The sequence below is a fragment of the Caulobacter sp. S45 genome (assembly GCF_009765965.1).
In the GTDB taxonomy this organism is placed as follows: Bacteria; Pseudomonadota; Alphaproteobacteria; order Caulobacterales; family Caulobacteraceae; genus CAHJWH01.
In genome coordinates this window covers 849,685-869,248 of the sequence record NZ_LMUL01000014.1, presented here as the reverse complement: position 1 = coordinate 869,248, position 19,564 = coordinate 849,685, and the positions used below count along the sequence as shown (strand labels likewise).

The window sequence follows — 19,564 nt, the reverse complement described above, 5'->3', positions numbered from 1 at the left end:
TTGGCGTTCAGCCTATGGGTTCCACCTTTCGCCAACCTGTCGCAAGTCGTTTGCACGCGGGCCGCGCGACGAGGATCGCATGCGGGTCCTGATCGTCGAGGACGATGCGGCCCTGGCGCGCGGCCTGATCGAGGCCTTGCGCGCCGCCGGCCTGGCCGTGGACCACGTCACCGACGGCGCCGAGGCGGTCGAGCTGGTCGGGGAGGAGCCCTACAGCGTGGTGATCCTCGATCTAGGCCTGCCGGATATCGACGGGCTCAAGGTGCTGCGGATGATGCGCGGGCGGGGCGTACGCACGCCGGTGCTGATCCTGACCGCGCGCGATTCCCTGAACGACCGCGTCTGTGGCCTCGACCAGGGCGCGGACGACTACCTGGCCAAGCCGTTCGAGCCGGCGGAGCTGGCGGCGCGGGTACGGGCCCTGATCCGGCGCGGGCAGGGCGCGCCCGATCCGGTGCTGACGGTGGGTGCGCTGCGCCTCGATCGCAACAGCGGCGACGCTTATCTGGACGGCCAGCCGCTCGACCTGCGTCGGCGCGAGCTCGCGGTGCTGGAGGGGTTGATGGTGCGCGCGGGCAAGCTGACGCCCAAGGAGCGGCTGGTGTCGGAGGTGTTCGGGCACGAGGAGCCGGTCGGCACCAACGCGCTGGAGGTCTACATCGCCCGGCTGCGGCGCAAGCTGGAGGCCGGCGGGGTGCAGATCCGTACGGTGCGGGGTCTCGGCTATATCCTGGACATCGCCTCGCTTCCCGTTCCGGCGTCCGACGCTTCGTGAGCGCGCGCCCGGCGTTCGCGCCGTCGCTGCGGCGACGGCTGTTGCTCGTGTTGCTGATTCCCTTGGTGTGTCTGGCCATGTTGCTGGGCGCCGGCGGGGCGTGGTTCATCCATCAGGTGGTGGAGCACGCCAACGACCGGGTGCTCAGCGGCTCGACCCAGGCGATCGCCGAGACCCTGGCGCTGGAAGACGGCGAGCTGACGGTGGACCTTCCGCCAGCAGCCCTCGGGATGCTGGAGAACGCGGACCGCGACAACGTCTTCTACAGCGTCTGGCACGATCGCCAGTTGGTCACGGGCTATGCCGAGTTGCCGCCGGGCGCGCCGTCCCCGGTGGAGGACGCCTCGGGGGTGAGCTTCCGCTACGGCGTGGTGCGGGGCGACCCCGTCCGCATCGCCCAGGTCGCCCGCCAGGTGCCGCGTCTGGCCACGCCGGTCTATGTGCAGGTGGCCGAGACGCTCAGGACCCGTGAGGCCCAGCAACAGAACATGCTGGCCGCGCTCGGCGGGGTGGAGGTGGCGTTGGTGGCCTGGGTGGCGCTCTTGGTCTGGCTGGCGCTGAGCTGGGGCCTCGATCCGCTGGCCGAGCTGAAGCGCGAGGTCGAGGCGCGGGTGGGCGCGGCGGCGGCTGACTTCCGCCCATTGCCGGTGTCCAAGGCGCCGCGTGAGGTCGCCCCATTCGTCTCCGCCTTCAACGTGCTGCTGGCCCAGCTGGAAGGGTCGGTTGAGACCACCCGCCGGTTCACCGCCGACGCCTCCCACCAGATGCGTACGCCCCTGGCGGTGCTGCGCGCCCATCTGGACAGCCTGACCCGCCACAGCTCGGAATCGCTCGAGGGGCGGGCGGCGCTCGCGGACATCGAGGGGGCGGTGCGCACGCTCGGACGCCTGCTGACCCAGCTGATCGCACTGGCCCGCGCCGAGGACCAGGGCCAGGACGTGCGCGGCGGCGTGGCCTTCGACCTGGTCGAGACGGTGGCGGAGGTCGCCCGCGAACGGGCCCCCGACGCGCTGAAAGCGGGGCTGGAGCTGGCGTTCGAGCGGCCGGATGCGGCCGTGCCCTTGAACGGCGAGCCGATCCTGGTGCACGAGATGGTGGCCAACCTGCTCGACAACGCCATCCGCTACAATCGTCCTGGAGGGGCGGTGACGATCCGGGTCGTCCAAGGGGCGGAGGGAGCCCGGCTTGAGGTCGAGGACGACGGGCCCGGCATCCCCCAGCCGGAGCGCGAGCGGGTGTTCGAGCGCTTCTACCGCATGACCCGCGACGCGCGTCGCGATGGCAGCGGCCTTGGCCTGCCCATCGTCCGCGCCTTGGCCCAGCGTCTCGGAGCGGAGGTCCGCCTGGACGTCGGTCGGAATGGCTCGGGACTGAAGGCGACGATCCAGTTCCCCGTGACGGCCGAAGCTCAGCCGGTGGAAGCGTAGAGCCTCACCACCCGATAGAGGAACTCGCGGCTGTCGTAGAGCGAACGGATGCGGATGCGCTCGTTCAGCCCATGGATGCCGTCGCCGTCCGGATCGCGGAAAATGCCGCCCAGGCCATAGGTCGGGATGCCGGCCGCATTGGTGAAGGCGCCGTCGGTTCCGCCCGTCGCCATTGTCGGTATCAAGGGGACGCTCGGCCAGATCTGGTTGGAGACCTGGCGGGCTGGCCCAAGCACCGCATCGGTGAGCGGCGGCGCTGGCGACTGGGGGCTGGGCTGGGCGGCTAGGCTGACGACGACGTCCTTGTCGTCGATCGCCTGTTCCAGGGCGAGGCGGGTCTGCTCCACCGTTTCATCGGGCAGGATGCGGCAGTTGACGTTGGCCTCGGCGTGTTGGGCTAAGGCGTTGGGCGCATGGCCGGCGTTGACCTGGGTGGCGACGCAGGTGGTGCGCATCGTGCTGTTCCAGGCCGGGTCCTGGGCCACCCGCGCCAGCACGTCGGCTGGCGGCAGGTTCGGGCCGCCCATCGCGCGCAGGTCGGCGGCGAGCGGATCGGGGGTCAGCGAAGCCATGGCGGTGAAGTAGGCGCGTGTCACCGGGCTCAGGCGCACCGGGAAGGGCGAGGCCTCCAGCCGCACCAGGGCGTGGGCCAACTGGTAGACCGCGTTGTCCTTGCGTGGGCGCGAGCTGTGGCCGCCGGGGTTGGTCACGACCAGCCTGTAGTCCTGGTAGATTTTCTCGCCCGCCTGGATGGCGTTGGCGAGCGGTCTCCCCTGATCGTCCAGCAGGCCTGCGCCGCCTTCGTTCAGCGCCATGCCCGCCTGCACCGCCCAGCGATCGTGCTCGGTCAGATACTGCGCGCCGTCGAACTGGTCGGACGTCTCCTCGCCGCAGGTGAGCGCCAGCTTGATGTCGCGCCGGGGCTGAAAGCCCTCCTGTCGGTAGCGGATCAAGATGTCGGCGAACGATGCGGCCATGGCCTTGTCGTCATTGGTCCCGCGTCCGTAGTAGTAGCCGTCCTCTTCGATCAGCTTGAACGGGTCGCGCTTCCAGTCCGAGCGCTTGGCCTCGACCACGTCGATGTGGGCCAGCAGCAGCAGGGGCGGTGCGGTCTTGTCGGTTCCGTGCAGGATCGCCGCCAGCGCGCCGAAGCGCGGCTTGCCGTCTGGGACAAGCACATGGACGTCGGCGTCGGGGAAACCTGCGGCCTTCAGCCGGGCCGCCACCTGTTCGGCGGCGAGGGTGCAGCTTCCGACCGAGTAGGTGGTGTCGGTCTCCACCATTTCCTTGTAGAGCGCGAGGAAGCGGGCGCGGCTCGGGTCGGTCGGTTTCTCGGCCGTCTGGGCGTGGCTGGCGGCCGGCGCCGTCAGGGCGGAAGCGGCTATTAGTATGGCGAGGTGTCGTCTCATCCGCGCGCCTTCCTTGTCCTGCGCATCTTGGCGCTTCGGGTCGCCCATAGCCAATAGCCTGTGCCGCCCAGCCCGATCAGGCTCAGCGCCGCCAGCTCGTCGAGCACGCGTCCTGGCGTGTTCAGCCACTCGCCCGAATGGATCGGCAGGAGCCAATCGTAGAAGGCGTCGCCGCCACTGGCCTTGGCGGCCTCGCGCACGCTCAGAACCTGGGCGGTGCAGGTGTCGACCATGACCTGGTCGGTGGCGCGCGGGCGGGTCAGGCGGGCGTGCAGCAATACGTTCAGGGTGCGCGATGTCTTGCCCGGGTAGCGAAGGCTGCGCACCGCTTCCCCGCTTTCGCGCGCCTGAGCGGCGGCGACGACCTGATCGAGCGGCAAGGGCTTCCGGCAGTCGCCCTTGGGCGGCTTCGCCTTGGGTCCTGGATGCATGGGCGCGACGGCGGAGACCAGGGGCTGCAGCCACGGCCGCCACGCCATGTTGATCCCGGTGAAGGCGATCACCCCCAGCACCAGAGCGATGCAGATGCCGAGCAGCCGATGCAGGTCGCGGGTGGTGCGATAGGCGTTGACCCCGGTCTCGACCTTGAAGGCGCGCTTCAAGCCGCGCGTCCCCGGCCACCAGACCAGGGGTCCGGTGACGGCCATGAACAGGATCGCCAGCCCGGTCAGCCCGACGACCCGCTCGCCGATCTCGCCTGCGACCAAGGTGTAGTGGAGTTGGTAGATCAGCTCCACCGGCCAGGCCCAGAAGCCACCCTGGCGCAGCACCTGCGCCGTGGAGGGGTCGACCGTGGCCAGCACCACGCCGCCCTTGCCCTCGAGCCGGGCGAAATAGGCCTCGTCCGGTCGGGTCGGATAATCCAGCCGCGTCAGCCGTGCGCCGGGAACCGCCGCCTTGAGCGACTTGATCACGGCCTGCACCGGGGCGGCGGGGCGGTTCGGCGCCACCACCAGGGCGGAGGCGTGCACCAGCCGGTTCAACTCGTGGCGAAAGGCGGTGACGCTGCCGGTCAGGCCCTGGAGGATGATCATGAACCCCAGGCAGACGCCGACCCAGCGGTGGATTTTGAGCAGAGTCGGCCGGGCGCGCAGGATCGCGGGGTTCAAGGTCGGCCCTTCAGATGAGACCTGTTCGCATTAGCATCAGGCGGCGGCTTGGGCGCGTGGAAATGTGCGAGCCGCTTCGCCGAGCTTGGCGATGGCTTCCTCGATGTGCTGCGGCTCGATGATCAGCGGCGGCAGGATGCGCACCACATTGTCGCCGGCCGCCGCCGTCAGCAGGCCGTAGGTGCGGGCGTGGGCGACAAAGGCGCGGCTGTCGCCGTTCAGCTTCACGCCCAGCATCAGGCCCAGGCCCCGCACCTCCAGGAACAGGCCGGGGACCTCGGTCGCCAACGTCTCCAGCCGGCCGCGCAAGATCGCGGACGTCTCGCGCACCTGGGCGAGGAAGGCCGGCTCGGCCACCACGTCCAGCACCGCTTCGCCCGCCGCCATCGCCAGCGGATTGCCGCCGTAGGTCGAGCCGTGCATCCCCGCCGTCATGCCGGAAGCGGCGTTTGCGGTCGCAAGACAGGCGCCGAGCGGAAAGCCCCCGCCGACGCCCTTGCCGACCGCCATCACGTCCGGGGCGACGCCGTACTGTTCGTAGGCGAACAGGGTCCCGGTGCGCCCGATCCCGCTCTGCACCTCGTCGAAGGCCAGCAACAGGTTGTGGTCATCGGCCAGCCGCCGCAGTCCTTGCAGGAAGGCTGGGCTGGTGGGACGGATGCCGCTCTCGCCCTGGATCGGCTCGACCAGGATGGCGCCGATATTTCCCGCGTTCACCGCCGCTTCGGCCGCCGCCAGATCGTCGAAGGGGACGGTGACGAAGCGCTCCAGGACCGTGCCGAAGCCGTTGCGCACCTTGGGCTGGTCGGTGGCCGAGATGGTGGCCAGCGTGCGCCCGTGGAAGGCGCCGGAGAAGGTCAGCACCTTGGCCTCGCTGCGCCCGTCCGCATCGAGCCAGCGCAGGCAGGTCTTCAGCGTCGCTTCCAGCGCCTCGGCCCCCGAGTTGGTGAAGAACACCGTGTCGGCGAAGGTCAGGGCGGTCAGCCGCTCCGCCAGCCGCTGCTGGCCCGGCAGGGTGTAGAGGTTGGAGGTGTGCATCAGCAGCGCCGCCTGCCGTTGGATCGCGCCTACCAGATGCGGGTGGCTGTGGCCGAGCGCGTTCACCGCGATGCCGCTGGCGAAGTCGAGCCAGCGCCGGCCGTCCGCATCGAACAGGTGGGGACCTTCTCCCCGCACCGGCGCGACTTCGCTGCGGCCGTAGACGGGCATCAGCACGGGGGTCATGGCGTAGTCTCCTTGGGAAGCGAAGCTCGTCGGGGCGGCGATCAGGCCGCCAGGCCGTGGGCGATGGGCGGGGAGGGGGCCAGGGCCTCCAGGCTCGCCACCGGATAGGCGCAGGCGTCGGCGGCGTAGTAGGCGGCCGGGCGATGATTGCCCGAAGCGCCGACCCCGCCGAACGGGGCGTTGGACGAGGCGCCGGTCATCGGCCGGTTCCAGTTGACCACGCCCGCGCGCACCCCAGTCCAGAACCGCTGGTAGAGCGCCTCGTCACCGCCCACCAAGCCGGCCGACAGGCCGAAACGGGTGGCGTTGGCGGCGGCCAGGGCGGCGTCGAAATCGGGCACGCGTACGAGCTGGAGCAGGGGACCGAACCGTTCCTCGTCGGAAGGGTCGGCGACGTCGGTGACGTCGATCAGCGCCGGCGACAGGAAGGGAAGGCCGGGACGCTGCGCGGCCAGTTCACGAATGCTCTTCCCACCGCGCCCGACCAGATCGCGGAAGGCGTGCGTCAGGCCGTTCGCCGCGCGCATGTCGATCACCGGACCCATGAAGGGTTGGGGTTGGTCGAACGGGTCGCCGACGATCAATCGGTCGATCACCGCCACCAGCGCCTCGATCGCCGACCTAGCCAGGTGCTCGGGCAGGATCAGGCGTCGGGCGCAGGTGCATCTCTGACCGCTCGACAGGAAGGCGGACTGCACCACCACCTGGGCGGCGGCTTCAAGATCGTCGCCGTCCCACCAGATCAGCGGGTTGTTGCCGCCCATCTCCAGCGCCAACACCTTGTGCGGCGCATCGGCGAACTGGCGGTGCAGGGCCGCGCCGGTCGTGGCCGAGCCGGTGAACAGCAGGCCGTCGAGATCGGCGTGCCCAGCCAAGGCCTTGCCGATACGCCCATCGCCTTGGACCACGCTCAGCACGCCGTTCGGCAAGCCGCTGTCGCGCCAGCAGGCGGCCATGAACGCGGCCGAGGCCGGGGTCAGTTCCGAGGGCTTGAACACCACCACATTGCCGGCCAGCAGCGCCGGCACGATCTGGCCATTCGGGAGGTGGGCGGGAAAGTTGTAAGGGCCGAGCACGCCCAGCACGCCGTGCGGGCGGTGTCGCAGCGCCTGGCGCAGGCCGTCGGCCTCCTGCGTGCGGGTCCCGGTGCGCTGGTCGTGGGCCTGGATCGAGATGTCGACCTTGGCGGCGACCGCGTCGACCTCGCCCTTGGCGTCCCATAGCGGCTTGCCGGTTTCGCGCGCGATCAGCTCGGCGAAAGCGTCGGCCCGCTCGCGCACCTTGGCCTGGAAGGCGCGCAGCCGCTCAATCCGGTGATCCAGCGACGTGGAAGCCCAGGCTGGGAACGCCTTGCGCGCCTTAGCCATCGCCGCATCGACGCCGGTCGACGAGGCGCTCTCACCACTCCAGAGCACTTTGCCCGTGGCGGGTTCGTAGGAGGTCAGGATGTCGGCCATCGTCGTCAGCCCTGCGCTTGCCGAGGTGCGTCCACGCGGCCGGCATGGGCGCGGGTGGGCGAGACGCGCACCGGGCCGCCAATCGACAGCTCCAGGGCGCGCTGGGCCACGTCCGGCAGTTCCAGCACGTGGTCGCCGGGGTGGGCCGAGGTCTGGACCACCCGGAACGCCTCCAGCTCCAGCGTCGACACCAGAACCGGCTGTCCGGCGCGGCCTGACGCACGCTGCAGCCGGGTCAGGCGACTGTCGGCGACGGTGTGGATGCGGTCGCGCTCGGCGTGGACCTGGGGCCCGGCGTCGAACACGTCCACGTGCTGTTCGTAGCGGAAGCCTTCATCGAGCAGCATGGCCATGGCGGCGGCGCTGGAGGCGTGGGGGCGACCGATGGCGCGGCGCGCGTCGTCGGGCAGGATGTCGGTGTAGATCGGGTGCTTGGGCATCAGCTCGGCGATGAATTCCGCGCCCTCCACCGCGCTCAGCCGGTCGGCCTCGGCGAAGTCCATGTGGAAGAAGCGTGCGCCAACGGCATCCCAGAACGGGCTGCGGTCGTCGGCCTCCTGCCAGCCGCGCATCTCGGCCATCACTCGGGTGGCGAACAGCTGGGGGAAGGCGGCGATCAGCATGTAGCGCGAGCGCGCCAGGAACCGCGCGGCGCCGGTCCCCCGCAGGGTCGGCCGCACGGCCAGGGTGCCGACCTCGGTCACGCCGGTATAGTCGTTGGCGATGGTCAGCAGCTCGATGTCCACCCGCCTGTTCAGCGACCGCGAGCGCTGCACCAGCCGGTTGACCTTGTAGGAGAAGAAGCCGTACGGCCAGCCGACGCTGGGGTAGAGCGCCGCCACCCCGTCGACGCGACTGGCGTCCAGGTCCTCCAGCACCAGCAGGTACTGCGCGTCCTCGGGCTCGGCGCGGCCGGCGAAGGTGGTCAGCGAGGCCTCGACCTTGCGGGCGATCGCTTCGGGATCGGCGGGAAAGGTGGTCATGCCCGCGCCGAGCGCTTCGGCCAGTTCGACCAGCACGCCGATATCGGTCGCGCGGACGGGCCGCACCACCCAACTGGACGCGTTCGCGGGCGACAGTGCTTGGGCCATGACCTATCCCCGCGCCGCCAACTTCGCGTGCAGGGTCGGCCTGAACAGTTCGGCGGAGTTGACGTTGACGCTGCGGTCGAACGTCAGCGTGTCGTCGTCGAAGCGGCAGATCACGGTGTCGCGAAAGGCGCTCTCCACGAACTGCCAGGTCATCTTGAGCAGGTCCGACTCGATCCATTCCGCCCCGGCCACGACAGGCATGGAGTCGGGCTCGTACTCGTGGTGCAGCTTGGCGCCGGTCATGGTGGTGGTCCCCTCGACCCAGTCACGCAGGCCCACCTGGATCGTGTGCGTTCCGCGCTCGTCCTCCTGGGTGAACAGGCAGCGTCCGTCCGCGAAGCTGAAGCCGAGCGCCTTCACCCCATCCTCGTTGGGCGCCACCTCGAAGCGGCGGCCGGAGATCTTGCTCTCAAGCGGCGAGGTCGTCGGGATGATCGGCGCTAGCAGGTTCAGGCGGCCGATCCGCTCGCGCAGGCCGAGGTAGGCCGCATCCTTGCGCGGGATCGGCCCGGCGGCGAAGGCCGAGGGGAAGTGCTTCCAGACATAGGGCAGGATCAGCCGGCTGCCGTCGATGGCGGCGGTGAAGCTGAGCACCGCGTCGTGATGGGGGAAGACCAGGCCCACCTGGCAGAACAGGCCCAGGCAATAGTAGGCGTCGCCCGGCCCGATCCACCACTGGAAGCCATAGTCCGCGTCGCCGTCTTCGCGGCGGGTGGCGGCGGCGACCCAGTCGGCCGGCAGCACCTGGCGGCCGTTCCAGCGTCCGCCCTGGGCGTGCAGCATGCAGAGCTTCTGGATGTCGGCGGTGCGCCAGCTCAGTCCGTTGGCGCCCGGGTTGATGTTGTCGGGGCCCAGGTCCCAGTGGACGTCGGTGATCCCCAAGGGTTGGAACAGGCGCGGCTCCAGGTAGTCGCGCAGGCGCATCCCGGTGGTCTTGGTGATGATCGCCGACAGCATGTAGGTGGCGGCGCTGGTGTACTGGAAGTGGGTGTTGGGTTTGTAGACCACTGGGATCTTGAAGAACTCGGCCACCCAGCTGGTCTTCAGCGGACGCCATTCCGCGCCGGACGTCTCGATGGCGTGGCCGGTGCGCATGGTCAGCAGGTCGCGCACGGTCATGGCGGCGAGGTTCCCGCTGACCACGGGCGGCAGGTGTTCTGGGAAGAAGGAGATCACCTTGTCGGTCATGGCGAAGCGCTTCTCCGCCAGGGCGAGGCCGACGGCGCAGGCCGTCACGCTCTTGGTCAGGGAGTGCATCATGTGCGGACGCGGCGCGCTGTAGGGTCGCCACCAGCCTTCCGACACCACCTTGCCGCCCCGACTCAACATGAAGCTGTGGAGTTCCAGCTTGGCGTCGGCCAGGTCGTCCAGGAAGGCCTGGATTGCGGCCGGATCGACGCCCTGATCCTCGGGACGGCTACGGAGCAAGCCGTCGTCAGCGCTAGTCGCGAAAGCCGGGAGCGAGCGCGCCAGGGCGGAGGCGGCGATCCCGCCGGCCAGCATGGAGCCAAGGCCGCGCCTGGAAACGCCATAGTTCAAGTGCGCCGTCATCGCCCCTCCACGCCCGGCGTCACCGCGCCGCGATAGCGGCCGACGCTTCCCCGCCGACCGATCGTTCAGACCAGTGTCACTGGTAGTCGTGGTTTGCTTTCACGAGCCTGACATATGGCGCTGGCTCCAGCGCAACGACTTGCGTTTGCATCGCAAGATCAGATGTGGGCGCGCCAGCTTCGCGACAGGTGCAATCAAGCGCCCGCTTATCTGGGAAGGTGAACTTCGACGCAGTTGGCGGCGAAGCCTTCGCGTCCAGGCTATCGCGCGTCCCCGGCCTGCAACCGCCGCCACACGCTGGTGGCGATGGCGAGGTCCTGGATCGCCACGCCCGTCAGATCGGCGACGACGGTGTCGCTATCGCCAAAGGCCCGCGGCGTGGTCAGCAGGGCGCCGAGCTCGATCAGCGAAGCCGGTTCGATCAAGCCCGCGCGCACCGCCCAGCCCGTCTCGCCGTGGTCCAGGCACTGTGCGGGGGAATCGACCACGACGTGGCCTAAGGCGAGGATGCGAGGATCGAGTTCCCGCTTGCCGGGACTGTCTGCGCCGACCGCGACGATGCGCGCCCCGGAACGGATCATCTCGACGCCGATCAACGGCTCGGTCGAGGGCGTGGCGGTGACGATCAGGTCCGCGCGCGCGCAGAGTTCGGGCAGATCGACCGCTCTGGCCCCGATGTCGCTCGCCAAGGCGGTCGCGCGGGAGGGATCACGCGCCCAGATCAACACCTCGTCCAGGCCGAGGCGGCGTCCGATCAGGTCGGCCTGCAGCCGCGCCTGGATGCCCGCGCCCACGATACCGAGCGTGCGCGATCCCGGCCGCAGGATGCAGCGCGCGGCGAGGACGCCAGCCATCGCGGTGCGCGTGTCGGTCAGGCGGCCCTGGTCGTGCAGGATGGCGAGCACCTCTCCCGTCCGCGCGCTCATCACCGCCATGAAGCCGGTGCTGGAGGAAAGGCCGCGCTCGGGGTTGCGGTAGAAGCTGCTGGCCAGCTTGACCACGAACACCTCTTCGCCCGCCATACGCGCGCCCTTCACATGGCAGTCGCCCGGCGGATCGGTGAACCCGAGGTGTCCGACGGCGGTCAGTTGCGCCTGACCCGTGGCGAAACCGCGAAAGGCCGCCCCCACCGCCGCGAGGGCGGCGTCCTCGTCCAGTGCGGAGAGGATTTGCGGCAGTTCGAACACCTTCATGCGGCGACGGCAGCCTTCAGGCGGGCGAGTTCGTTGTAGATGGTGGCGCGGCTGACCCCCAGCATCTTGGCGACATAGGCCGGCGCCCGGCGTCCCTCGAAGCCGCCGCTCCCGTGGAGCGCTTCGATCAGAGCGCGGCGCCCCTCGCGGTCCAGGCGGTCCAGCGTCGTGGCCCGCTCGGCCGTCCAGGCGGCGACGAAGCGGTTGATCCGTTCGTGCCAGTCGTCCTGGAAACGGGCCTCAGCCTCGGAGCGGGGCTCGACCGTTCCGAGGAAGGCCTGCAGCATCCGCCGTACGCCCTCGAATTCGGTCACGTCGGCGTTGACGCACAGCATGCCCACCGGCCTCCCGGCCTCATCGCGCAGCACGATCGAGACCGACTTGATCCGACGTCCGTCCCAGTTGGTCTTCTCGTAGGGGCCGATCACCCGGGCGTCCGGCGCCAGGACGACATCGCGCATGTCCGAGGGATCGCCGATCTCGCGAGGCGAAAAGGGATTGGCGACATGGGCGACGCTATCGGTGTTCAGGTCGTGCACCACCGCCTCGACGAAAGGCTTGAACAGGGCCGCCAAGCCGTCCGCGACTGCGAAATGGGCGGTGAGGGGGTGGGTCATCCGACGGCCCTTTCGATTTAACATCTGGTCCAAATTGGAATTATCGTCTAATCGAGCGTCCTGCAAGGGAGTTGGCGATGTTGGACCTGTTCGAGCGGATCATGGACGCGCACTCGGCGATCCGACCCCAGGTGATGGTGACGCCGCTCGAACGAAGCGCCGTCCTGTCCAAGGCGCTGGGGTGCGAGGTGCTGCTGAAATGCGACCACCTGCAGCCTACCGGGTCGTTCAAGCTGCGCGGCGCCACCAACAAGGTGCGCACGTTGAGCGAGGCGGCGCGTCGTGCGGGGGTGACGACCGCCTCCACGGGTAACTATGGCCAGGCGGTGGCGCGCGCGGGCGCCCTGGCCGGCGTGCATGTCGTCGTCTATGTCGCCGCCTCGACCGTCCCCTCCAAGATGGACGCCATCCGCGCCCTGGGAGCTGAACTGGTGGTGGTGGACGAGCCGCCGATCGAAGCGGAACTGTTGGCCCGCCAGCGCGCCGGGGAGCAGGGCAAGACCTATCTCCCGCCCTACAACGACCTGGACGTGGTCGCCGGCCAGGGCACGCTCGGGGCGGAGCTGGCGGAGCAGGCTGACGACCTCGACGCGGTGTTCATCTCGGTGGGCGGCGGCGGCCTGATCTCGGGCGTCGGGACGGCGCTGAAGCGGCTGAGCCCGAAGACCCGCATCGTCGGCGTCTGGCCGGAGAATTCGCCCTGCATGCTTCGGGCGCTGGAGGCCGGGCGCATCGTCGACGTCGAGGAGCGGGATACGCTTTCCGACGGTACGGCCGGGGCCGTCGAAGCCGGCTCCATCACCTTTCCTCTGTGCCAGGCGGTGATCGATGCGCGCGTGACCGTCACCGAGGCGGAAATCGCAGCCGCGATGCGCTGGATCGCCGAGACCGAGCGCTGGATCGTCGAGGGGGCCGCCGGCGTGGCGATGGCTGGCCTGGTGAAGACGGCGGAGGTGTACAGGGGCGGCAGGGTCGCTGTCGTCCTGTGCGGGCGCAACATATCTTTCAAGACGTTTCGAGCTGCAATGGATCTGACGCCGGGATGACGCCCGCTCTTCGCCGGAGAGGCTGGTTTGTTTTGCGAATAATTTTAGTCGAAATCTGCGACTAGATTTGGTCGCATTTTGGGACGCCACATTAAAGTGGCTTAGTTGTTACACAAGGGAACAATCTAGGCCTTACTCGCGTCATTGGTGGAGGTGCACGCTGCATTAAGCCTCTGAGACGGAGTCACACATGGCCAACACCGCCCGCAAGCCCGCTTCCCATCTGCGGATCGCGCAGACCAACGATCCAGCGCCCACACCGGCGGCTCCGCCCGCCGCGGTCCTGATCGACGATCCCAAGGCGCCGGAATTCTTCGCCAGTGCATGTTGCGGGTTTTCGATCGGGCAGGGGAACGTCACCCTGACTTTCGAAACGGCGCGCTGCAACCACTTCGATCCGAACTCGACCATGAGCCGGGTGGTCGTCGGACGCATCGTGCTGCCCGTGCAGGCCGCCCAAGCCCTTGTCCTTCAATTGAACTCGGCCTTACAGCAGAGCGGCTTGAGCCCCAGTCAGGCGGTCACAGCGGGAATGGTGGTGCAGTAGTCCCGACGGCCTTCGCCACGGCTCGCCTGGTCGTGGGATAGCGAGCGGGCATTCGCGGCGGCATAGCGACTTGTCGCGCGTGGGGATTCCAGCCCATTATGCTCCGCATGAGTGCTCAACGGCCGAAGGTCGTCATCCTGGCAGGCGGTAAGGGCACGCGGATCGCCGAAGAGACGGCGGTCCGGCCCAAACCGCTGGTGGAGATCGGCGGCCAGCCGTTACTTTGGCACATCATGAAGACCTACAGCGCCTATGGCCTGAATGATTTCGTGATCTGCTGCGGTTATCTCGGTTCCCGGATTCGAGAGTACTTCCTCAGCTACGCCTATCAGAACGCCGACCTGACCATCCTTCCGTCCGGCGCGGTCGAGGTGCATCAAAGCTATTCCGAGCCGTGGACCATCACCCTGGTCGACACCGGGCTGGAGACCATGACCGGCGGGCGGGTCAAGCGGGTGGCGCGATACATCCAGGACAGCCCCTACTTCTGCCTGACCTATGGCGACGGCCTTTCCGATGTGAACATCACCGACCTGATCGGCTTTCACGCGCAGCACGGCGCGCTGGCGACGGTGACTGCGGTGACGCCCCTGGCGCGCTTCGGCGCCTTGGACATCAACGGCGACACGGTGGAACGCTTCATCGAGAAGCCGCAGAACGAGGGCGGCCTGATCAACGGCGGCTTCTTCGTGCTTTCGCCCAAGGTGCTGGATCATATCGAGGGCGACGACACCGTGTTCGAACGGGAGCCGCTGGAGGCGTTGGCCCGTAGCGGCGAACTCAGGGCTTTCCGCCATACGGGGTTCTGGCAGCCGATGGACACCCTGCGCGACAAGCTGCACCTCGAGCAGCTCTGGGCGACCACCGCGCCTTGGAAGATCTGGTAGCGCAGGCTTATCGGGCTGAAGGCGGTTCGCAGCCCAGCGCCGTGACCACCGCCACCGCGTGGCTGGCGATCGTGGATGCTACGCCGCTCAAGCGATATTCTCGGACGTCGGCCAGTAGCGCAGCTTGCCGGCCACCGCCGCCTCGCCGGCGCCGACGTGTTTCTCGCCGTCGCCCAGCATCGCCGGCAGCGCCCGCAGGCGGCTGACCAGCTGGGTCAGCTCGTGGGGTTCGAGCGAGGCGGACTGGTCGGAGCCGTACATGCCGCGGTCCAGGGTCAGGTGCCGCTCGATGGCCACGGCGCCGAACATGGCGGCCATGACGCTGGGTTCGATGGACGCCTCATGTCCGCTATAGCCGACCGGCGTGGCGTAGCGGCGACGCAGCGTCTCGATGGCGGCCAGGTTCAGCTCGGTCTCCGCCGTCGGATAGGTGGAGACGGTGTGCATCAAGATGACGGGGCAGGCGTGCCGGCTGAACATCGCCATCGCCGCGTCGATCTCCTCCAGGGTGGACATGCCGGTGGAGACGAAGCTCAGCCGACCCTCGGCGGCCACGGCCTCGACGAAGGCGCGGTTGGTCAGCATGGCCGAGGCGATCTTGTTGTAGCGGAGTTCGTAGCGGCTCAAGAACTCCAGGCTGGGGACGTCCCAGGCCGAGGCGAACCAGTCGATGCCCAGCTCACGGCAATAACGGTCGATCTCGGCGTATTCGGCCTCACCGAACTCCAGCCCCTCCTTCTGCGCGCGTTGGGTCGATCCCCAGGGGCTGGTCCTGGGCTGGGCCAGCACCTCTGGGGTGTAGACCACATCGATGGTGCGCTTCTGGAACTTGACCGCATCGCAGCCGGCTTCATGGGCGGCGGCGATCAGTTGCTTGGCGACGCCCAGGTCGCCGTTGTGGTTGATGCCGATCTCGGCGATCACGAACATCCGTGCGGCCACGGGCCAGGGCAGATAGGGCGTGGGGCGCACGGAGAAGGTCGTCTCCGTGGGGACTTGGCGCATGTTCATTCGGCCCCGCCTCTGAAGACTGTCGAAAGCGCCGAGGCGTGGTGCAATCAACTTGTAAATCTACGTCAAGAGTTGGAAGATCTTTGATGCACGTGATATTTAAAAGAGATTGCTATTTAATATCGCCCAACTCCAAGTTTGAATGTCTAGACCGGAATCGGCAATGGCGCCTAGCCGAAAATTTGTCACGTGGTTAGCCGATCCGAACGCGAAGATCGCCGTCATCGGCGCGTCCGGCTGGATCGGACGCGCGGCGGTCCAGATCGCGCTCGACGCCGGGCTGGACCCGGCGGGCGGGCGGCTGAGGCTGTTTGCCTCCCGACCCGGCGCGGTCGAGATCGCCGGCCGCCACCTATCCGTCGAGGCGCTGGAGGGCGCTCCAGCCCTGGGAGACGGGGAGTGGCTGGTGCTGCATCTCGCCATCGTCGGCCCGGATAGGATCGAGGGGGCCGACCCCGAGCGAGCGCGGCCGGTCAACGACGCCCTGCTCGTCGCCGCCATGCGGTTGGCGGAAACGGGCGCGACGCGGCGGTTCGTGTTCTCGTCTTCCGGCGCAGTCTATGGCCGGCCGGGCGCGGACAGGACCGCCTACGGCGAGATGAAGCTCGCCCATGAGGCGGCGTTGCGGGACTGGGGCGAACAGACCCGCCGGCCCGTCTCGATCGCCAGGGTGTTCAACATCGGCGGCCCTTACATCAACCACGTGGCCAACTACGCGCTGGGCGACTTCATCCAGAGCCTGAGGCGCGAGGGCCGCATCCGGATCGCGGCCAGCCATGGCGTCTTCCGCTCCTATGTCCACGTGCTCGAACTCGCCCAGGTGATCTTCCACACCGCGCTGGAGGAGCCGTCCGGCGTGCTCAGTTTCGACACCGCGGGCGGTCAGGTGGTGGAGATCGGCGAACTTGCTCAGGCGGTCGGGGCGGCGATGGGACGGCCGGATGTCGAGATCCTGCGTCCGCGTATCGGCGATGGGCGCATGGACCGCTATGTCGGCGACGGCCAAGCCTATCAGGAAGCGCTGCTCCGCTCCGGCGCGACGCCGATCGATCTGGAAACGATCATCCGCGATACGGCGCGTTACCTGGAAACCGCCGACTAAGCGGCGGCAGGCGCGCGCAGCTCCCCGTCCAGCAGCCCCGCGTCCATGGCGTGCTTCAGTTGCTTGAGGCGGATGAACAGGCGCGAATCGAAGGCTGCGTCGGCCAGGCCCTTGGCGCGGACCCAGGCGGCGGACTCGGCCACGCCGCGCTCCAGCGTCCATTGGGGCGTAAAGCCGGGCAGGCCGGTCAGGGCCTTGTCGAAGTTCACCCGGTAGGAGCGGGGATCGCCGCCAGTCTGGCCCGTGATCTCCAGCTCGGCGTGCGGGAACGCCTGGGCGACCATGCCGGCGATGTCGCGGACCTGGTAGTTGGCGTCGGCGGCGCCGATGTTGAACGCTTGGCCATGAACGCTGTCGCGCGGGGCGGCAGCGGCGCAGAGGGCGGCGTGGGCGATGTCCTCGATGTGCACCAGCGGTCGCCATGGGGTGCCGTCGCTCATCACCATGATGCGGCCGGCCGTATAGGCCCAGCCGATCAGGTTGTTCACCACCAGGTCGAAGCGGGGCCGCGGCCCGACGCCGTAGGCGGTGGCGTTGCGCATGAACACCGGCGAGAAATCCGCATCCGCCATCTCCGTCAGGGCGATCTCCGCCTCGGCCTTGGACACCGCATAGGCGGAGACGGGCTGGAGCGGCGCCGTCTCGTTCAGCGCCGCCTCTCCGCCCGCAGCGCCGTACAGGGAACAGGAGGAGGCGAATACGAACCGCGAAACCCCTGCAGCCTTGGCGGCCTGCGCTACGCGCACCGTGCCGCCCAGGTTGATCTCCTGGGTCAGGATCGGGTTGAGCTCGCCCATCGGGTCGTTGGACAGGCCGGCGAAATGCAGCACCGCATCGACGTCCTCCAGGTCGTGGGGCGTCACGTCGCGGACGTCGCGGACGATCTGGACGTCGGGGAGCGTCTCGGCTTTGACGGCCGGGCCGCAGTCCTTGAAATAGCCCGTATCGAGGCCCGTGACGTGGTGGCCCGCCAGCTTGGCCAGGCGCGTGGCCACCGGGCCGATGAAGCCCTGGTTGCCGGTGATGAGCAGGCGAATGGCGAGCCTCCAGGCCAGGTTTATCGAGACGGGGCGAATCGTGACAATCGTTCACACCCCTGCGGGCGATGGCAAGGCGCGACCGCGCATCTGTCCCTGGGTCAGCACGCAAGGACAAGGGGAGCCGGTGGCCTCAGACTCGATATCGCATGAGGCCGAGGCGCTCCGGGAACAGATCCTCACCCTGGTGGAGCGCTATCACGCCCTGGCGCATGGCCCGAAGCCATTCCAGCCCGGGATGTCCGCCGTACCCGTTTCCGGTCGGGTGTACGACGCCAGCGACATGCGCAGCCTGGTGGACTCATCCCTGGACTTCTGGCTGACCACCGGCCGGTTCAACGATGCGTGGGAGGCTCGCCTGGCCGCCCGGCTCGGCGCCAGGTACGCGATGACGGTCAATTCCGGCTCGTCGGCCAACCTGGTGGCCTTCTCGGCCCTGACCTCGCCCAAGCTGAAGGCGCGCCAGCTCAAGCCGGGCGACGAGGTGATCACCGCCGCGACCGGCTTTCCGACCACGGTCAACCCGATCCTGACCTCGGGCATGGTCCCGGTGTTCGTCGACATGCTGCCGGGGACCTACAACTTCGATCCGGCGAAGGTGGCCGAGGCGATCGGGCCGAAGACCCGTGCGATCATGGCCGCGCACACGCTCGGCAATCCGTTCGACCTCGCGGCGATCAAGGCGCTCTGTGTCGAGCACGACCTGTTCCTGGTCGAGGACTGTTGCGACGCCCTGGGATCGACCTATGACGGCGTGCAGGTGGGCCTGTTCGGCGACCTCGCCACGCTGAGCTTCTATCCCGCCCACCACATCACCACCGGCGAGGGCGGGGCGGTGTTCACTAATGACGAGTTCCTGCGCCGTTTGGCGGAATCCTTCCGCGATTGGGGCCGCGACTGTTTCTGCGCGCCCGGCAAGGACAATACCTGCGGGCGGCGGTTCGACTGGAAGATGGGGGGGCTGCCCAAGGGCTACGACCACAAATACACCTACTCCCATCTCGGCTTCAATCTGAAGATGACCGACATGCAGGCCTCCATCGGCCTGGCCCAGATGGACCATCTCGACGGCTTCATCGCCGCGCGGAAGCAGAACTTCGGCCGGCTCAAGGCCGGGCTCGCGCATCTGCAGGAGTTCCTGCACCTGCCCGAGGCGACGCCGCGCAGCGATCCCGCCTGGTTCGGCTTCCCGATCACCGTGGCCAAGGACGCGCCCTTCACCCGCGACGAGCTGACCCGCCATCTGGAGAGCCGCCGCATCGGCACGCGGCTGTTGTTCGGCGGCAACCTGGTTCGCCAGCCTTACATGGCCGGCCGCAATTTCCGGGTGGTGGGCGAGCTGACCCAGGCCGACACCATCATGCGCGATACGTTCTGGATCGGCGTCTATCCGGGCCTGAGCGGGGAACACATCGCCTACATGCTGGAAACCATCGACGCCTTCTGCCGGGCGCGCGCCGCCGGCGGGTCCACCTGACACAGGCTCGCGCGCCGTCGAAGTCGCCTGGCGAATCGTGGCAGGTTGGCCCCATGAATGAAAGGATTGCGTCCCGGTGTGTCTGCTGCGGCTCGGCGGACCTGAGCCGATCCCCAGCCATCCTGATGCCATTCGTCGCCAGCCGCGCCTTCAACTGGACGCCCGTCGAGATCACGCCGGAGTGGGGCCTTCGCACCATTCGGACCGGAATGGCTTATCCGCTGTGCAACTCGCTGCAATGCCAAGCCTGTGGGCTGCTGTTCCTCGATCTCCGCTTCAGCGAAGCGGAGATGGCGGCCCTTTACTCGAATTATCGAGGGGAGGAATACGCCGCTCTGCGCGAAAGCTTTGAGCCCGGTTACGCCAAGCTCAACGCCGAAATTCTGGTTTACCCGTACGACACATCCGAAGTTGAAGCTTTCCTCGCTTCTCATGTCGTTTCATCGCCCAGGGTGCTCGATTGGGGCGGGGATACGGGCGCCAATACTCCATTTCGCAACACCGCCGCCGGTGTCGATATATTCGACATCTCCGATCGGCCACTGACTCGGGGGGCACGCCGCGTGGGGTTGGGCGAACTCCAAGGCGCCCATTACGACCTCGT

Annotated in this window: 18 protein-coding genes; 8 read left to right on the top strand and 10 right to left on the bottom strand. The window is 68.3% G+C overall.

The annotated features are described in order from the left end of the window. Window positions 1–79: 79 nt before the first annotated feature. Window positions 80–775 carry a response regulator gene (locus GSQ87_RS11060; protein WP_158915494.1) on the top strand — a complete coding sequence of 232 codons (696 nt, stop codon included), beginning with the start codon at window positions 80–82 and terminating at the stop codon, window positions 773–775. A gap of 47 nt (window positions 776–822) precedes the next feature. Further along, window positions 823–2,202, top strand: a complete 1,380-nt coding sequence (locus tag GSQ87_RS11055) for a sensor histidine kinase (protein WP_254063137.1) — start codon at window positions 823–825, stop codon at window positions 2,200–2,202. On the opposite strand, the gene GSQ87_RS11050 is transcribed toward GSQ87_RS11055, so the two are convergent. The 8 genes from GSQ87_RS11050 to GSQ87_RS11015 all read right to left on the bottom strand — a co-directional run bounded on the left by GSQ87_RS11050 (window position 2,184) and on the right by GSQ87_RS11015 (window position 11,853). Next, window positions 2,184–3,611 (bottom strand): M20/M25/M40 family metallo-hydrolase, encoded by a 1,428-nt coding sequence (locus GSQ87_RS11050; protein ID WP_158915493.1) that lies wholly within the window; start codon window positions 3,609–3,611, stop codon window positions 2,184–2,186. The two genes, GSQ87_RS11055 and GSQ87_RS11050, sit on opposite strands and share 19 nt — an antisense overlap. Beyond that, window positions 3,608–4,720, bottom strand: coding sequence for a PepSY domain-containing protein (locus GSQ87_RS11045; protein ID WP_158915492.1), 1,113 nt, complete (start codon window positions 4,718–4,720; stop codon window positions 3,608–3,610). The genes GSQ87_RS11050 and GSQ87_RS11045 overlap by 4 nt, the downstream gene beginning before the upstream one ends. Window positions 4,721–4,756: 36 nt before the next feature. Further along, window positions 4,757–5,944, bottom strand: coding sequence for an aspartate aminotransferase family protein (locus tag GSQ87_RS11040; protein ID WP_158915491.1), 1,188 nt, complete (start codon window positions 5,942–5,944; stop codon window positions 4,757–4,759). 41 nt (window positions 5,945–5,985) lie between these two features. Then, the gene (astD, locus tag GSQ87_RS11035) at window positions 5,986–7,401 is read right to left on the bottom strand and encodes a succinylglutamate-semialdehyde dehydrogenase (protein WP_158915490.1); all 1,416 of its coding nucleotides are present in this window, start codon (window positions 7,399–7,401) and stop codon (window positions 5,986–5,988) included. A gap of 5 nt (window positions 7,402–7,406) precedes the next feature. Then, window positions 7,407–8,492, bottom strand: a complete 1,086-nt coding sequence (locus GSQ87_RS11030; RefSeq protein ID WP_158915489.1) for an arginine N-succinyltransferase — start codon at window positions 8,490–8,492, stop codon at window positions 7,407–7,409. A 3-nt stretch (window positions 8,493–8,495) separates the two neighbouring features. Continuing rightward, window positions 8,496–10,043 carry a serine hydrolase gene (locus GSQ87_RS11025; RefSeq protein ID WP_158915488.1) on the bottom strand — a complete coding sequence of 516 codons (1,548 nt, stop codon included), beginning with the start codon at window positions 10,041–10,043 and terminating at the stop codon, window positions 8,496–8,498. A gap of 260 nt (window positions 10,044–10,303) precedes the next feature. Next, window positions 10,304–11,236 (bottom strand): ornithine cyclodeaminase family protein, encoded by a 933-nt coding sequence (locus GSQ87_RS11020; protein WP_158915487.1) that lies wholly within the window; start codon window positions 11,234–11,236, stop codon window positions 10,304–10,306. Further along, a complete protein-coding gene (locus GSQ87_RS11015) occupies window positions 11,233–11,853 on the bottom strand; it encodes a transcriptional regulator (protein WP_158915486.1) in 621 nt (206 codons plus the stop codon). Before GSQ87_RS11015 ends, GSQ87_RS11020 begins: the two co-directional genes overlap by 4 nt. A gap of 77 nt (window positions 11,854–11,930) precedes the next feature. Here GSQ87_RS11015 and GSQ87_RS11010 point away from each other — a divergent pair, with 77 nt between their 5' ends. The 3 genes from GSQ87_RS11010 (at window position 11,931) to rfbF (ending at window position 14,333) form a co-directional block, all read left to right on the top strand. After that, a complete protein-coding gene (locus GSQ87_RS11010; RefSeq protein WP_158915485.1) occupies window positions 11,931–12,899 on the top strand; it encodes a threonine/serine dehydratase in 969 nt (322 codons plus the stop codon). Between the two features lie 190 nt (window positions 12,900–13,089). Beyond that, window positions 13,090–13,446 (top strand): hypothetical protein, encoded by a 357-nt coding sequence (locus GSQ87_RS11005; protein WP_158915484.1) that lies wholly within the window; start codon window positions 13,090–13,092, stop codon window positions 13,444–13,446. Window positions 13,447–13,544: 98 nt separating this feature from the next. After that, window positions 13,545–14,333: a glucose-1-phosphate cytidylyltransferase gene (rfbF, locus tag GSQ87_RS11000; protein ID WP_305764186.1), complete on the top strand. Its 789-nt coding sequence runs from the start codon at window positions 13,545–13,547 to the stop codon at window positions 14,331–14,333. An 87-nt stretch (window positions 14,334–14,420) separates the two neighbouring features. Here the strand turns inward: rfbF and GSQ87_RS10995 are convergent, their stop codons facing one another. Then, a complete protein-coding gene (locus GSQ87_RS10995; RefSeq protein WP_216839223.1) occupies window positions 14,421–15,344 on the bottom strand; it encodes an N-acetylneuraminate synthase family protein in 924 nt (307 codons plus the stop codon). A gap of 163 nt (window positions 15,345–15,507) precedes the next feature. Between GSQ87_RS10995 and GSQ87_RS10990 the strand changes: the two genes are divergently transcribed. Beyond that, the gene (locus tag GSQ87_RS10990) at window positions 15,508–16,446 is read left to right on the top strand and encodes an NAD(P)-dependent oxidoreductase (RefSeq protein WP_158915483.1); all 939 of its coding nucleotides are present in this window, start codon (window positions 15,508–15,510) and stop codon (window positions 16,444–16,446) included. Here the strand turns inward: GSQ87_RS10990 and GSQ87_RS10985 are convergent. Beyond that, on the bottom strand, window positions 16,443–17,471 hold the full coding sequence (locus GSQ87_RS10985; RefSeq protein WP_256375901.1) for an NAD(P)-dependent oxidoreductase: 1,029 nt from the start codon (window positions 17,469–17,471) through the stop codon (window positions 16,443–16,445). The two genes, GSQ87_RS10990 and GSQ87_RS10985, sit on opposite strands and share 4 nt — an antisense overlap. Window positions 17,472–17,610: 139 nt before the next feature. Between GSQ87_RS10985 and rfbH the strand changes: the two genes are divergently transcribed. Then, complete coding sequence (gene rfbH / locus GSQ87_RS10980) at window positions 17,611–18,960, top strand: lipopolysaccharide biosynthesis protein RfbH (RefSeq protein WP_254062884.1); 1,350 nt, start codon at window positions 17,611–17,613, stop codon at window positions 18,958–18,960. Between the two features lie 125 nt (window positions 18,961–19,085). Continuing rightward, the coding region (locus GSQ87_RS10975) for a hypothetical protein (RefSeq protein WP_216839220.1) at window positions 19,086–19,564 on the top strand (479 nt) is incomplete at its 3' end.